This is a genomic window from Leifsonia sp. McL0607, assembly GCF_049993355.1.
GTDB lineage: Bacteria > Actinomycetota > Actinomycetes > Actinomycetales > Microbacteriaceae > Leifsonia.
This window is the reverse complement of the sequence record NZ_CP188253.1, coordinates 2638722-2652843: the sequence shown is the minus strand read 5'-3', so window position 1 is coordinate 2652843 and position 14122 is coordinate 2638722. Positions and strand designations below refer to the sequence as shown.

Annotated in this window: 12 protein-coding genes and 1 tRNA gene; 4 read left to right on the top strand and 9 right to left on the bottom strand. The window is 70.3% G+C overall.

Annotation, left to right across the window (positions count from 1 at the left end):
* The 5 genes from thrC to argS all read right to left on the bottom strand — a co-directional run bounded on the left by thrC (window position 1) and on the right by argS (window position 6544).
* The gene (gene thrC / locus ACPPVW_RS12805; RefSeq protein ID WP_426623499.1) at window positions 1–1107 is read right to left on the bottom strand and encodes a threonine synthase; all 1107 of its coding nucleotides are present in this window, start codon (window positions 1105–1107) and stop codon (window positions 1–3) included.
* The gene (locus ACPPVW_RS12800) at window positions 1107–2480 is read right to left on the bottom strand and encodes a homoserine dehydrogenase (RefSeq protein ID WP_426623498.1); all 1374 of its coding nucleotides are present in this window, start codon (window positions 2478–2480) and stop codon (window positions 1107–1109) included. The genes thrC and ACPPVW_RS12800 overlap by 1 nt, the downstream gene beginning before the upstream one ends.
* Window positions 2477–3892, bottom strand: coding sequence for a diaminopimelate decarboxylase (gene lysA, locus ACPPVW_RS12795; RefSeq protein ID WP_426623497.1), 1416 nt, complete (start codon window positions 3890–3892; stop codon window positions 2477–2479). Before lysA ends, ACPPVW_RS12800 begins: the two co-directional genes overlap by 4 nt.
* Before the next feature lie 140 nt (window positions 3893–4032).
* The gene (locus ACPPVW_RS12790; RefSeq protein WP_426623496.1) at window positions 4033–4836 is read right to left on the bottom strand and encodes a DUF2993 domain-containing protein; all 804 of its coding nucleotides are present in this window, start codon (window positions 4834–4836) and stop codon (window positions 4033–4035) included.
* A 4-nt stretch (window positions 4837–4840) separates the two neighbouring features.
* Entirely contained in the window at window positions 4841–6544 is a 1704-nt protein-coding gene (gene argS / locus ACPPVW_RS12785; RefSeq protein ID WP_426623495.1) for an arginine--tRNA ligase, read from the bottom strand.
* A gap of 189 nt (window positions 6545–6733) precedes the next feature.
* Here argS and ACPPVW_RS12780 point away from each other — a divergent pair, with 189 nt between their 5' ends.
* From ACPPVW_RS12780 to ACPPVW_RS12765, 4 genes are all read left to right on the top strand, one after another.
* Window positions 6734–7345 carry an iron ABC transporter ATP-binding protein gene (locus tag ACPPVW_RS12780; protein WP_426623494.1) on the top strand — a complete coding sequence of 204 codons (612 nt, stop codon included), beginning with the start codon at window positions 6734–6736 and terminating at the stop codon, window positions 7343–7345.
* A gap of 293 nt (window positions 7346–7638) precedes the next feature.
* Window positions 7639–7711: transfer RNA gene (locus ACPPVW_RS12775), tRNA-Arg, on the top strand.
* Between the two features lie 500 nt (window positions 7712–8211).
* A complete protein-coding gene (locus ACPPVW_RS12770; RefSeq protein WP_426623493.1) occupies window positions 8212–8976 on the top strand; it encodes a C69 family dipeptidase in 765 nt (254 codons plus the stop codon).
* The gene (locus tag ACPPVW_RS12765; protein WP_426623492.1) at window positions 8973–9683 is read left to right on the top strand and encodes a hypothetical protein; all 711 of its coding nucleotides are present in this window, start codon (window positions 8973–8975) and stop codon (window positions 9681–9683) included. Before ACPPVW_RS12770 ends, ACPPVW_RS12765 begins: the two co-directional genes overlap by 4 nt.
* 172 nt (window positions 9684–9855) lie before the next feature.
* Here the strand turns inward: ACPPVW_RS12765 and ACPPVW_RS12760 are convergent, their stop codons facing one another.
* From ACPPVW_RS12760 to ACPPVW_RS12745, 4 genes are read right to left on the bottom strand one after another with little or no spacing between them, the layout of a single operon-like run.
* Window positions 9856–10125, bottom strand: a complete 270-nt coding sequence (locus ACPPVW_RS12760) for an HPr family phosphocarrier protein (RefSeq protein ID WP_426623491.1) — start codon at window positions 10123–10125, stop codon at window positions 9856–9858.
* A 27-nt stretch (window positions 10126–10152) separates the two neighbouring features.
* Window positions 10153–12240, bottom strand: a complete 2088-nt coding sequence (locus tag ACPPVW_RS12755) for a PTS fructose transporter subunit IIABC (protein WP_426623490.1) — start codon at window positions 12238–12240, stop codon at window positions 10153–10155.
* Window positions 12241–12268: 28 nt separating this feature from the next.
* Window positions 12269–13216: a 1-phosphofructokinase gene (locus tag ACPPVW_RS12750; RefSeq protein WP_426623489.1), complete on the bottom strand. Its 948-nt coding sequence runs from the start codon at window positions 13214–13216 to the stop codon at window positions 12269–12271.
* A complete protein-coding gene (locus ACPPVW_RS12745; protein ID WP_426623488.1) occupies window positions 13213–13998 on the bottom strand; it encodes a DeoR/GlpR family DNA-binding transcription regulator in 786 nt (261 codons plus the stop codon). The genes ACPPVW_RS12750 and ACPPVW_RS12745 overlap by 4 nt, the downstream gene beginning before the upstream one ends.
* Window positions 13999–14122 lie beyond the last annotated feature (124 nt).

Genomic DNA, 14122 nt, shown 5'->3' with positions numbered 1-14122 from the left:
TCACGCCGACGCTCCTGCGTTCGCGGTGAGGCCCAGCACGTCGGCGATCGCCACGGTGTCGACCGGCACGCTGGTCGGCTGCACGTCGGAGCCGTCGGTGGTGCGCAGTGCCCACTGCGGGTCCTTCAGGCCGTGGCCGGTGACGGTGAGGACGACCGTCGAGCCGGCGGGGATGGCACCGGCGGCCGAGCGCTCCAGGAGGCCCGCGACGCTGATCGCACTGGCCGGCTCGACGAAGATGCCGACCTCGGCCGAGAGGATGCGGTGCGCCTCCAGGATTTTCGTGTCGTCGATCGCGCCGAAGTAGCCCTCGCTGTCGTCGCGGGCGTTGAGCGCGAGCTCCCACGACGCCGGGTTGCCGATGCGGATGGCGGTGGCGATGGTGTCGGGTTCCTTGACGGCGTGACCGAGCACGATCGGCGCGCTGCCCGCCGCCTGGAAGCCGAACATCCGCGGAAGCCTGGTGGACTCGCCGCGCTGCAGCTCCTCGGTGTAGCCGCGGTGGTAGGCGGTGTAGTTGCCGGCGTTGCCGACCGGCAGGAGGTGGAAGTCGGGAGCGTCACCGAGCACCTCGACGACCTCGAACGCCGCTGTCTTCTGCCCCTCGATGCGATCGGGGTTGACCGAGTTGACCAGGTGCACCGGGTAGTTGGTCGCCAGGTCGCGGGCGATGTCGAGACAGTCGTCGAAGTTGCCCTGCACCTGCAGCAGCTGCGCGTTGTGCGCGATCGCCTGGCTGAGCTTGCCCATCGCGATCTTGCCCTCCGGCACCAGGACGACGGCCTGGATGCCCGCGTGCGAGGCGTACGCAGCCGCCGACGCGGAGGTGTTGCCGGTGGAGGCGCAGATGACGGCCTTCGCTCCGTGCTCGACGGCCTTCGAGATCGCCATCGTCATGCCGCGGTCTTTGAACGAGCCCGTCGGATTCATGCCCTCGAACTTCACGAAGACATTCGCACCGCTGCGCGCGGACAGCGCGGGAGCCGGCAGGAGAGGGGTTCCGCCTTCGCCGAGCGTCACGATCGGGGTGGCGTCGGAGATGTTCAGGCGGTCCGCGTACTCGCGCAGGACGCCACGCCACTGACGACTGTAGGACTTCTCGGGCATTAAGATCCTTCGACTCGGAGAACGGAAGAGACGGCGGTGACCACGTCGCTGGCCGCGAGCGCCTCCACGGTGGCCGCGAGCGCGGCCTCCTCGGCTTCGTGGGTGCCGATCACCAGGGTAGCGGTGGGGGCGCCTGCGCCGTGAATCGAACCCACGGTCTGCAATGGGGACCGTCCTGGCATGACGACGGCGCTGGTGATGCTCGGCACCGACTGCTGCATCGTCTCGACGCTCACGCCCCCGTCGCTCAGGATGCGCGCGACCGTCGCCAGCACGCCCGGCTGGTCCTCCACCGAGAGGGTGATCTGGTAGCGGGTGACCACGCGGCCGATGTCGAGCACCGGGAGGCCCGCGTGCGTCGACTCGGCGACACCGGGGCCGCCGACCACGTGCCGGCGCGCGGCGGACACGACGTCGCCGAGCACGGCGGAGGCCGTCTCGACCCCGCCTGCTCCCGCGCCGTAGAACATGAGGTCGCCGGCGGCTGCCGCCTGCACGAACACCGCGTTGTGGGCGCCGCGCACGGCGGCGAGCGGGTGCTCGCGGCCGATCAGAGCCGGGTAGACGCGGGCGGAGACGCCCTCCTCCCCCGTCTCCGGGTCGGTCAGCCGCTCGCAGATCGCGAGCAGCTTGATGACCGCCCCGGCCTCGCGGGCGGCGTCGACCTGCTCGGGGGTGACGGACGTGATGCCCTCGCGGTAGACGCGCTCCAGCGGGACCGTGGTGTGGAACGCGAGGCTCGCCAGGATCGCCGCCTTCTGCGCGGCGTCGTAGCCGCCGATGTCGGCAGTGGGGTCGGCCTCCGCGTAGCCGCGGGCGGTCGCGGTCGCGAGCGCGGCAGCGAGGGTCTCACCGTGGGTGTCCATGCGGTCGAGGATGAAGTTGGTCGTGCCGTTGACGATGCCGAGGATGCGGGTCACGGTGTCGCCCGCGAGGCTGTCGCGGAGCGGCCGGATGATCGGGATGGCCCCGGCGACGGCGGCCTCGTAGTAGAGCTGCGCGCCGACCTGCTCGGCCGCCTCGAACAGCTCGGGGCCGTGGGTGGCCAGCAGCGCCTTGTTGGCGGTGATGACGTCGGCTCCCGAGTTGAGGGCCTCCAGAACGTAGCCGCGGGCCGGCTCGACACCGCCCATCAGCTCGACGACGATGTCGGCGCCGAGGATGAGCGAGCTGGCGTCGGTGGTGAACAGCTCGCGCGGGAGGTCGGCGTCGCGCGGGGCGTCGACGTCGCGCACGGCGATGCCGACGAGCTCCAGGCGCGCGCCGACCCGGGAGGCGAACTCGTCTCCCTGCTCCAGCAGCAGTCGCGCCACCTGGGAGCCGACGGAACCGGCACCCAGGAGGGCCACCCGGAGGTTGCGGTACTCGATCATCGCTCGGTGCTCCCGTCGTCGTAGGCGGCATCGCGCGCCAGCAGGTCGGCCTCTGTCTCTCCGCGCACGATGACGCGGGCAGCGCCGTCGCGCACCGCGACCACCGCCGGGCGGCCGAGGTAGTTGTAGTTGCTGGCCAACGACCAGCAGTATGCACCGGTCGCCGGCACACCGAGGAGGTCGCCCGGCCTCACGTCGCCCGGCAGGTAGTCGGCGTCGACCACGATGTCGCCGCTCTCGCAGTGCTTGCCCGCGACCCGCATGAGAACCGGCGGCGCCGCGGACTCGCGGCCGGCGATCCGCGCCGAGTAGTCGGCCCCGTACAGCGCGGGCCGGGCGTTGTCGCTCATGCCGCCGTCGACGCTCACGTAGCGTCGCACGGCGGTATCACCGTCGTCGTGCGCCGAGACGATGACGTCTTTGGTGGTGCCGACGGTGTAGAGGGTGAGCCCAGCCGTGCCGATGATCGAGCGTCCCGGCTCGAAGGCCACGGCCGGCACGGGGATGTCGAGCTGCTCGCACGCCGCCGCGACGGTCTGGGCGATACTGCGCGCCAGCTGGTCGATCGGCGCGGGGTCGTCGGCCGCCGTGTAGGAGATGCCGAAGCCGCCGCCGAGGTTCAGCTCCGGCACGTCGCCGCCGGCCAGCAGCTGTTGGTGCACCGTGAGCAGGCGGGAGGCGGACTCCGCGAAGCCGTCGGCGCCGAAGATCTGCGAGCCGATGTGGCAGTGCAGCCCGAGGAAGCCCAGGCCGGCGTGCGAGCGGATTCGCGCGACCGCCTCCGCGGCGTCGTCGAGCGCGATGCCGAACTTCTGGTCTTCGTGGGCGGTCGCGAGAAAAGCGTGCGTGTGCGCGTGGACGCCCGAGTTCACCCGCAGCCGCACCCGCTGCACGACGCCGTGACGGGAGGCCGCCGCGGCCACCCGGTCGATCTCCTGCAGACTGTCGATGATCAGGGCGCCGACGCCGACGGAGACCGCGCGGTCGATCTCGGCGAGGGACTTGTTGTTGCCGTGGAAGCCGAGCCGCTCGACGGGGACGCCGGCCGCGAGCGCGACCGCGAGCTCGCCTCCCGAGCAGACGTCGATGTTGAGACCGGCCTCGGCCATCCACCTGGCGACCTCGATCGACAGGAACGCCTTGCCCGCGTAGTAGACCTTGGCCGCTGAACCGACCTCCGCGAACGCGCGCTGCAGGGCGGAGCGCACCTCGACGGCGCGCTCGCGAGCCTCGTGCTCGTCGACCACGTAGAGCGGCGTGCCGAAGCGCTCGGCGAGCTCGGCGACGGAGACTCCGCCGACCTCGATCGCACCTCCCTCGCGGCGCACAGTGCGCGACCAGAGACCGGAGGCGAGCGCGTTCGCGTCGTCGGGCACGCGCAGCCACGGCGGTGCGAGCGGATTCGAAGCCATGGGGACAACCTCACGAGTACAGACGGACACAAAGTACAGTCGAGTGGGGTTCTCTCTGGCGAGCGGGCCCGGATTGGCCCCTGAAGCCGGTGGAGAAGTGTAAGCAGTCTATCGAGGGGCGCCCGCGGCGGTTCGCCGTGTTACGAGCAGCTCCCCTTGCTGTGCAGGAACTCCTCGTCCATCACGAAGTCCGACGCGCTCAATGTGACGGTGGCATGGCCCGGCGTGACGGTGATGTCGCTGACCTTCACGCCGTCCGGGAGGTACTGGGCGGCGCACACCGGGAACGGGCCGTTCGCGGTGAGCGCCTGGATGAGCCGGGTGACGTTGACGTTGCCCGACCCGGCCGAGACGGTGGCCTTGCCGGGGGTGAGCAGAACGGTGTCGCCCGCGGCCTCCGGAGTCGCCGTCACCGTGTAGTCCACCGGGAGGCCGAGGAGGTCGATGGTCCCGTCGTAGCCGATCACTCCATCGTCCAGGGTGATGTCGCCCTTCGCGCCGGGAATGGTGACCAGCTTGTTGAGCGACTCCTGCGAGATGCTCAGGGTGCCGGTGGCCGACTGGATCGGCTTGGTGAAGTCGACCGGCACGCCCGTCGCGTGGATGGAGGCGCTCAGTGGCGCCCCGTTCACCGTCGCGTGCGGGGCATCGAGCTCGACGCTCTCGAAGCTGCCCTCGAGAAACTGCGCGAGCACGGAGAAGCCACCGATGTGCGCCTGCACGTCGGCCTGCACCGAGCTCGGAAGGTTCTTCTCGATCTCGGCGGCGACCCGCTGCTCCGTGACGGCGCGCGTGATCACGTCGGCGACGACGAGGAGCACGAGGACGACGACGATCGAGCCGACGGTCAATAGCAGCGGCATCAGCCAGCGCGGGCGGCCGCGCGTCGCGGCGCCGGCGGGCGACGACTCGTCGGGCAAAACCTCCGTGGGCTGATCGCTCATCGCGTCACATCCGCTCCGGAGCGGACACCCCCACCAGCGCGAGGCCGTTGCGGACGACCTGGCCGGTCGCGTCGTTCAGCCAGAGGCGCGTGCGGTGGGTGTCCGTGACCGGCTCGTCGCCGTGCGGGAGGACGCGGGTCGAGCCGTCGCGCACGGCGTACCAGGCGTGGTACAGGCCGGCGACCTCCTCGATGTACCGCGCGACGCGGTGCGGCTCGCGCAGCTCGGCAGCCTGCGCGATCACGCGCGGGAACTCCTGGAGACCACCCAGCAGCGCGCTCTCGGTCTCGTGGCTGAGCAGCTCGGGCTTGAACACGCTGCGATCCACGCCGGACTTGACCGCGTTGGCGGCGACGGAGCAGGTGCGCGCGTGCGCGTACTGCACGTAGTAGACGGGGTTCTCGTTGCTGCGCTTGGTGAGCAGGTCGAGGTCGATGTCGAGCTGCGAGTCGGTCGACGAGCGCACCAGCGAGTACCGGGCGGCGTCCACGCCGACGGCGTCGACGAGGTCGTCGAGCGTGACGATGGTGCCTGCGCGCTTCGACATCTTGACCGGCTGGCCGTCTTTGACCAGGTTGACCATCTGGCCGATGAGGATCTGCAGGTTCTCGTTCGGCACATCGCCGAACGCCTCCACCATCGCCATCAGACGGCCGATGTAGCCGTGGTGGTCGGCGCCGAGCATGATGATGTTCTGCTCGAAACCGCGCTCGCGCTTGTCGAGGTAGTAGCCGAGGTCGCCGGAGATGTAGGCGGGCTCGCCGTTGGAACGCACGACGACCCGGTCGCGGTCGTCCCCGAAGGTCGTCGTGCGCAGCCAGATCGCGCCGTCTGCCTCGAAGACGTGGCCGAGCTCGTCGAGACGCTGGATGGCCCGCTCCACCGCTCCGGACTCGTGCAGTGAGTCCTCGTGGAAGTAGACGTCGAAGTCGACACCGAAGGCGTGGAGGCGCTCCTTGATCTCCTGGAACATCAGGTTGGTGCCGAGGCTGCGGAAGACCTCCTGCTGCTCGTCGCGGGGCAGTGCGGCCAGGTCGCCGATCTGCGGGTCGTCGGCGGCCCGGGAGATGACCTCGGCGGCGATCTCGGCGATGTAGTCACCGCCGTAGCCGTCCTCCGGAGTGGTCTCGCCCAGGTAGGCGGCCAGGAGGCTGCGGGCGAAGCGGTCGATCTGCGACCCGTGGTCGTTGAAGTAGTACTCGCGCGTCACGTCGGCGCCGGCGGCCTGGAGGATGCGCGCGAGGCTGTCGCCGACAGCGGCCCAGCGTGCGCCGCCCAGGTGGATGGGGCCGGTGGGGTTGGCGGAGACGAACTCGAGGTTGACGAGAAGGCCGTCGTAGAGATCGCTGCGGCCGTAGGCTTCGCCGGCTTCCACGATCCTTTGCGCAAGCTGCCCGGCGGCGGCGGCGTCTAGCCGGAAGTTGATGAAACCGGGACCCGCGACCTCCGCCGAGGCGACGCCGTCGATGCTGGCAGCGGCCTCGGCGATCTCGCCGGCGAGCTCACGCGGGCTGGCGCCGACGCGCTTCGCGAGCCGCATCGCGACGTTCGACGACCAGTCGCCGTGCTCACGGTTCTTCGGGCGCTCGAGCGGGATGTCGTCGATCGTGATCGCGAGCTCTGCAATGTCGCCGCGGCCCTCGCGTCGCCGGTCCACCACTGTCGTCACGATGGCGAGCAGGGAGGCGGAGAGGTCAGCGGGGGTCATGGGTATTGATTCTAGTAGCGCGGTGGGGCCCGGGGCAGCGGGGAGCGATGCCGCGACGCCAGCGTCGCGGGAGCCTGCGACCGGGGTCAAGCCTGCGAGCGAGGTCAAGGAGAACACATCCCATAGCTTGATAGGGTGCGATGCGACACGCCCCAGCACGACACGGAAGACACGGAAGACACACAGAGCATGCAGCAGCACACTGCCCGGACCCTCGCCGCACTCGCGATCGCCGCCGCGGCCGTCTCGCTCGCAGGCTGCACGCCGACCGCGAAGCCCGACTCCACGACCTCCGCTTCGGCGACCGCGGGCGGGGGCGGGACGACGAGCGCCCCGGTGGCGACGCCGACCCCGACCCCGACCTTGCCGCCGACGCCGGTCGCGCTCACCTGCGACCAGATCGTCACCGCCGACCAGCTGTACGCGTACAACCCCAACTTCTCGGCCGATCCCGGCTACGCACCCAAGGCCGGCAGCCTCGAGAAGCAGATCGCCGATTGGAAGGGCGTCACGTGCGCCTGGCAGAACCAGACCAGCGGCGATGTCGTGCAGATCGCGGTGGCGCAGCCTCCGGCCGACCAGCTCGAGAGCCTCAAGAACGCCGCCATCACGGCGGCCCAGCCCGTTCCCACCTACGGGACCCCGCCGCAGGTCGAGGGCTACTTCAAGGCCGGCCAGCCCGGCCAGGTCCAGATCTTCCGCGGCCCGTACTGGATCGTCGCGGAGTCGACAGCGTTCTTCGAGCCGGGCGACGCAGCACCGCTCATGCATAGCGTCCTGGGCAACCTTCCGGCGAGCTGACGGCTCGGCCGACATCCGACAACTCCGGACCTTCGGGGTGGTTCTCCACTCGTCACCGGAGTTGCTCGCACGCGGACGGCGTGGCGGACCAGACCTCCGGATGTAGCGCCTGGGCCTCCGTGTGTTGACAACTCCGGGGACTTGAGGCGACACGCCGCTGCAAGGCGCGCAACGCCGGCGTTGCCGCGGACTGCGGCTCGGATCTCCGGAATCGGCACCGCTGGTGGGGTGGCCGGAACAGTGGGTGTGGACGGGCCGCCGGCCAAAGGTGCTAGCCTGGACGGGCACTCCTGGCCCCCATAGCTCAGGGGATAGAGCGTCTGCCTCCGGAGCAGAAGGCCGTAGGTTCAATTCCTACTGGGGGCACCGTTGTCCCGTCTCGGGACATCGTTCACAGATGTCTTGAGACAGGGTTCACATTTGGCTCTCCTTCGGGAGGGCGTTTTGTGGTTTTTGGGGTTGGTAGTCGCGGCTGGGGGCTTATAGGCCAAAAAGAGTGGATGGGTTGGGTGTGTCAGTGTCGGCCGGCCCAGCCTGATCGGGTCCAGAGGCCTTCTTCAGGGTTGAGGCCGGTGTCGAAGAGGGCTGGCCCGTCCGGTTCCGGGTCAGGGCTGGTGGTTGGGGCTGGTTGTGGGGTGCTGGCGTGGTGTGGAGGAGCAGGAACCATTCGGCGGCGCGTCTCATGTGCTGCTCGCTCATGCCGCAGTGGGCGCGGAGGATGTGCCGGATGCCGTTGTTGATGTCGCCTTCCAGCGGGGATGTAGTGCGGGCGGTGCCGTAGTCCTAATAGTGCTTGATATTCTGTAATGCACAGAATTACTCGGATCCCTTTGAAGACCCCGCTCATTGTCAGACATACTGACAATATGACGAGCACCCCAGATGGGATGCCTGGCCGCCATCGCGACGGGCCGGTACGACCTTGGTCCTGCGACACCTTCTTCGTCGCGCCCGACAGGGCGGCGGGAGGGGACGCCATCTTCGCGAAGAACTCAGATCGCCCGGCCGGCGAGACTCAGCCGCTGCGACATTTCCAGCGCCGAAGCGGCGGCGGCGACCTCACCCTCGCCTATGTGACGATCCCCGACGTCCCGACGACCGCGGCGCACCTGGGCGCGTCGCCCTACTGGTGCTGGGGCCACGAGCTCGGCGTCAACGAGCACGGCGTCGCGATCGGCAACGAAGCGCTGTTCACCCGAGCCGTCGCCGCCGGCATCGCGGCGGAGCGCGACGGTAACCCGCCGGAGGCCGGCATCCTCGGGATGGAGCTGTTGCGGATCGGACTCGAGCGGAGCGCGACGGCCGACGAGGCGCTCGACGTGATGACCAGCCTGCTGACGCGGTACGGCCAGTGGGGCAGCGGTGTCGGAGGACGGCGGCCTGAGGACGGCGCATACGACAACGCCTTCGTCGTGGCGGACCCTGCGGGCGCCTGGGTGCTGGAGACGTCAGGCCGCGAGTGGGCAGCCCGGCGGGTGATGAGCGGTACCTATTCGATCTCGAACCAGCCGACGATTCGAGACGCCGGCGATCGCTGCAGCGCCGGTCTCCGCACACAGGCGACTGCGGCCCGGTGGTGGCCGGCCGACGCTGACGGATTCGATTCGCCCGCGCAGTCACAGACCCGATGACCCCGCTCCAGGCGTCGATCCTGCGACTGCAGCGTTCCCGCCAGCTCCTTGCCGAGGGCACGGTGGACGAGCGGCGCGCGATGGGCGTACTCCGCGACCATTACGAGGGGACGTTCGTCAGTGGGCCCTTTTTCACGGCCGGCCTGCCAGACCTGCTGACCCTGTGCATGCACGAACACCCTTCAGGGTTCACCTGGGGCAACACCGCCAGCTCCGCGGTCTGTCGGCTCCCCTCCGACGGCGAGCCGACGATGTGGTGGGCCGCGGGAACGCCGTGCACCGGTGTGTATGTGCCGGTCTGGGTGGCTGCCGGAGGCGTGCCTGACATCATGGGCAAGGCCGGAATCCGTCCCGGGACAGTGAATCCCGAGCTGGCCGAGCCCGACCGGTTCGACCGCACTTCCTACTGGTGGCGCTTCCTGCAGCTCCTGGAGTCTGTGAAGGGAGGGGAGCTGGCCCTGCGGTTCGCCGAGAGGCAGCCCATCGTGCGGGCCGCGTTCGACGCGTTGGAGGAGCGCTGGCTCGACGAGGCGCCGGGTGTCCTCACCACGGCCCAGCGTCGCGTCGCGGAGGGCCCGGACATGCTCGCGGCCTACACACAGGCGTGCTGCGACGAGGCGGTGGACACTGTCGAGCGGCTGCTCGGAGACTTCGCCGAGCCGCTGGACATGATCGTCGACCCGCGGTGGGCACCCGCCACGCGATGAGTCCGCCTGGGCCGTTCGGTATACCGCACCGCGAGCATCCTCGACCGAGGCCGAGACCCCCCGGCACCAGGCTCGGGAACCCTGTCGATGCCAGGACCCTGTCGATGCCAGGAGAATCAGGGCACTGAGGGCCTCGGACGACGTGTGAACGTCTTCCAGCCAGTGCCCCTTCTCACTCCGCGTCGAGGTCCGTCTCCAGGAGGGCGACCAGGCCGTCGAGCGCCGCCTCAGCTCCCGGGGCTTCAGACTTCAGTGTCACGACCGTGCCCGTGTTCGCGGCCAGACCCATCAGCGAGAGGATGCTGCCCGCGTTCAGGTCGGGGCCGTCGACGACGGCGATCGTGACGGGGATGCCGGTCTGCTGTACGGCCTGCACGAACAGTTTGGCGGGGCGGGCGTGCAGTCCTGAGCTGCTGGCGATGGTGGCGGTACGTTCGGTCATAGGTCTCCTGTTCAGAAAATGCGGTGGTCACGCGGCGACCGTGGCGGGGACGGGCTGGTCGACCGCTTCGGCGGCGGGCGCCGCGCCGCGGGGCGCAGCGAGCCGCTTCAGGCCGACGACCAGCAGTGCGGTGACCAGTGTTCCCGCCGCGAGTGCGACGAGAAAGCCCCAGACCGGGTCGATGGCGAAGAAGACGAAGATCCCGCCGTGCGGTGCCCGCGAGCTTACGCTGAACGCCATCGCCAGACCACCGGCGACCGCTCCACCCACCAGGTTGGCGGGGATCACGCGCAGCGGGTCGGCAGCCGCGAACGGAATCGCACCCTCCGAGATGAAGGAGGCGCCGAGCAGCCAGGCGGCCGCTCCGTTCTCGCGCTCGACCTCGGTGAAACCGCGGCGGTAGAGCACGGTCGAGGCCAGCGCCATCCCGAGCGGGGGCACCATCCCGGCGACCATCACCGCGGCCATGATGTGGAAGCTCGCGTCGGTCTGCTGCGCCAGGCCGGCGACGGCGAACGCGTACGCCACCTTGTTGACGGGGCCGCCGAGGTCGAAGCACATCATCAGGCCGAGGATGATCCCGAGGACGATGGCGCCGGCGCCGGAGAGCCCGTTCAGGAAGCTCGTGAGCTGGGTCATCAGCCACGCGATGGGCGCACCGAGGATGAGTAGCATCAGTCCGGAGGCGATGATCGACGCGCCGAGCGGGATGATCACCACCGGCATCAGGCCACGCAGCCACCGCGGCACGGCAGGCCGGCCGATGAGCCAGGCCGCGTAGCCCGCGAGCAGACCGCCGATCAGGCCGCCGAGGAAACCGGCGTTCATGAAGACCGCGATCGCTCCCGCGACGAATCCGGGTGCGATGCCCGGCCGGTCGGCGATCGCGAACGCGATGTAGCCGGCCAAAGCGGGCACGAGGAAACCGAGGCTCACGCTGCCGATCTCGAAAGCGATGGCGCCGAGGTAGTAGCCGAGCCCCTCGGGTGGCAGGTTCCAGATCGCGAAGTGAGTCAGCGTGTACACCGCGTTGTTCATGCCCGAGTCGCCGTGAGCGAGGGCGATGCCGTATCCGCCCAGGAACGGGAGGAAGCTGAGGGCGATGAGGAGGCCGCCGCCCGCGACGAATGGAATCATGTAACTGACGCCGGTCAGCAGGATCCGCTTGAGGTTCGCGCCCCAGGAGAGCGTCTCGGCGGGAGCGGACGATGCGGACGCGCCGGACGCGCTGACGCGCGCGCCCTTCGGGTCCCCGGCCACGGCGATCGCCTCGGCGATGAGCTGGTCGGGCTGCTCGATGCCGCGCTTGACGGTGGAGCGCACGACGGGCTTGCCCGCGAAGCGCGCCTCCTCGCGCACGTCGACGTCGTTCGCGAAGATCACCGCGTCCGCCGCGTCGATGACACTCTGCGGCAGCGCCTGGTAGCCGCTCGATCCCTGGGGCTCGACGACCAGCTCGACGCCGTTCTTCGGCCCGGCGGCGGTGAGCGCGTCGGCGGCCATGAAGGTGTGGGCGATACCGGTCGCGCAGGAGGTCACCGCCACGATGCGGGCGCGACGGCCGTCGATGCGGAGACCCTCGGCGGCCGGTGCGGGAGCGGGCTCTGCGGGGGCCGGGATGGAAGCGCCGGACGCGCCGGACGCGCCGGTCTCACCGTTGCCCTCGCCGATGGCCTCGTCGACGAGCGCGACGACGTCCTCCGGCGTCTTGGCCGCGCGCAGGCCGGCGGTGAACTCCTCGGTCATCAGGCTCCTGGCGAGCTTGGACAGCACGGCGAGGTGGGCCTCCGCCGCGTCGGCCGGGGCCGCGATGAGGAACACCAGATCGGCGGGGCCGTCCGGGGCGCCGAAGTCGACGCCCGGCTCCAGCCGTGCGAACGCCAGGGTCGGGATGGTGACCGACGGGCTCTTCGCGTGCGGGATCGCGATCCCGCCCGGCAGCCCCGTCTCGTCTTTCTGCTCGCGCGCCCAGGCGTCGGTGTAGAGCGCCTCGGTGTCGGTGGCGCGCCCCTGTGAGACGACGCGGGCGGCGAGCTCGCGGATGACGGCGCTCTTGTCGCCGACGGAGCCGAGGTCGAGGCTCACGAGTTCGGGAGTGATGGTCTTCGATGACACGGTTTCCTCCAATGTGTCTGTGCGGAGATCAGGGGTGGAGCGCGGCGACGGGAAGGTCGCCGGCGAACAGGTCGGCCGGTCGGGGCGCCTGTGTGCCGGGCAGTGCCGCGGCGGCGGAGCCGTAACGGATCGCGTGGACGAGCCGCTCGGACGGGGTCGCCCCGGCGAGGTCCGCCAGCAGGTATCCGGCGAGCGCGCTGTCTCCGGCGCCGACGGTGCTCTGCACGCGGATGCGGGGGGCGGCGGCGACGAAGCCGCCGTCGGGAGTCACGAGCACGGAGCCGAGCGCTCCGAGCGTCACGAGTGCGGCGCCGACGCGCTCCGGCACGAGGGTCTCGGCCACGGCGAGCACTGCCGCGGGCAGGTCGTCGGTTTCGAGCGTGTCGCCGGTGAGCTCGGCGAGCTCGTCCTCGTTGGGCGTGATCAGGTCGGGGTGCGCCTCGAAGACGGCGGCGCGGAGCGCCTCCCCCGACGTGTCGACCGCGATCTTCGGAGCGGCCTCGCCCCAGCGGTAGCGCACGGCGCGGATCACCGTCACGTAGAAGTCGTCCCCGACACCGGGAGGCAGCGAGCCGGCCAGGACGAGCCATCCGGCGCCTGCGCACGCGTCGACGACGGCCTCAACGAGCAGTCGGGCGTCGGGCGCGTGCAGCGCGGCACCGGGGAGGTTGAGCTTAGTCGTGACGCCAACGGGATCGGTGATGGTCAGGTTCGCGCGGGCGTGCCCGTGGATGGCCACAGGACGGACGGGGAGCGCCGTCGAGCGCAGCACCACGCCGAACGGGTCGTCGGCGGCCAGCGGGAGGACCGCGAGCGCTGGCACGTCGGCCGCGCTGACGACGCGTGCCACGTTGATGCCCTTGCCGCCGGCGTCCTCGCGGGAGGACGCGGCCGACTGCACCTCGCCGGGGCGGAGCGACGCGCTCAGCGTCACGGCCCGGTCGAGTGACGGGTTGGCGGTGAGGGTGACGATCATGCCGACCACACCTCCACGCCCGAAGCCGCGAGCGCGTCGGCGAGTTCGCCCTCGGGGGCGCGGTCGGTCACGAGGACGTCTACCGTGTCGAGCGCGGCGAAGGAGACCAGCGACTCATGCTGGAACTTGGACGAGTCGGCGAGGACCAGCACCCGGCGCGCGGCTCGGACGATGGCCTCCTTGACCGCGGACTCCTCGGGGTCGGGTGTGCTCAGACCGAAGCCGGCGGAGACGCCGTTGACGCCGACGAAGACGATGTCGGGCCGCAGCGACTGGATCGCGCGAACGGTGGAGGCGCCGACCGCCGCCGCGGTGACGCCGCGGATACGGCCGCCGACGACGGTCAGCGACACCCGGTCGGCCGCGGCGAGCGCCGAGGCGAGAGTGAGCGAGTGGGTCACGACCTCCGCCTCGCCCCCGCTGGCCGAGAGCCGTGCGGGGAGCAGCTGGGCGACGGCTCCGGTGGTCGTGCCGGCGTCGAGATAGAGGGAGCCACGGAAGCCGTCGCCGAGGGCGTCCAGCGCTCGGGCGGCGATGCGCAGCTTGGTGTCGGCATGCAGGCTGCTGCGTTCGATCACGGAGGCCTCCGTCGTGCTGGCGCGGTCGATGGCGACCGCGCCGCCGTGCACCCGTCGCAGCGCGCCGGTCAGCTCGAGAGCGTCGAGGTCGCGACGCACGGTCTCGGTCGTCACGCCGAAACGCTCGGCGAGATCGACGACGGCCACCCGGCCCTCTTCGAGGAGGAGCTGCTCGATCAGCCCCTGACGCTCCATTGCATACACTGGCGCCTCCTTGGATTTCCAACACAATACAACATGAACCAACAGAGATCAATACATTTTCTTGTGGTTCTTTGTGGGAAATGTTGACGGCGTCACGGTCGAGGCAGCGGTCGAGGCGGCCCAC

Coding starts and splice junctions, on each gene's coding strand:
- ACPPVW_RS12760 (WP_426623491.1), bottom strand. CDS start 10,125: ATGACCGAACGTACCGCCACCATCGCCAGCAGCTCAGGACTGCACGCC.
- thrC (WP_426623499.1), bottom strand. CDS start 1,107: ATGCCCGAGAAGTCCTACAGTCGTCAGTGGCGTGGCGTCCTGCGCGAG.
- lysA (WP_426623497.1), bottom strand. CDS start 3,892: ATGGCTTCGAATCCGCTCGCACCGCCGTGGCTGCGCGTGCCCGACGAC.
- ACPPVW_RS12780 (WP_426623494.1), top strand. CDS start 6,734: ATGCAGCAGCACACTGCCCGGACCCTCGCCGCACTCGCGATCGCCGCC.
- ACPPVW_RS12750 (WP_426623489.1), bottom strand. CDS start 13,216: ATGATCGTCACCCTCACCGCCAACCCGTCACTCGACCGGGCCGTGACG.
- ACPPVW_RS12765 (WP_426623492.1), top strand. CDS start 8,973: ATGACCCCGCTCCAGGCGTCGATCCTGCGACTGCAGCGTTCCCGCCAG.
- argS (WP_426623495.1), bottom strand. CDS start 6,544: ATGACCCCCGCTGACCTCTCCGCCTCCCTGCTCGCCATCGTGACGACA.
- ACPPVW_RS12800 (WP_426623498.1), bottom strand. CDS start 2,480: ATGATCGAGTACCGCAACCTCCGGGTGGCCCTCCTGGGTGCCGGTTCC.
- ACPPVW_RS12770 (WP_426623493.1), top strand. CDS start 8,212: ATGACGAGCACCCCAGATGGGATGCCTGGCCGCCATCGCGACGGGCCG.
- ACPPVW_RS12790 (WP_426623496.1), bottom strand. CDS start 4,836: ATGAGCGATCAGCCCACGGAGGTTTTGCCCGACGAGTCGTCGCCCGCC.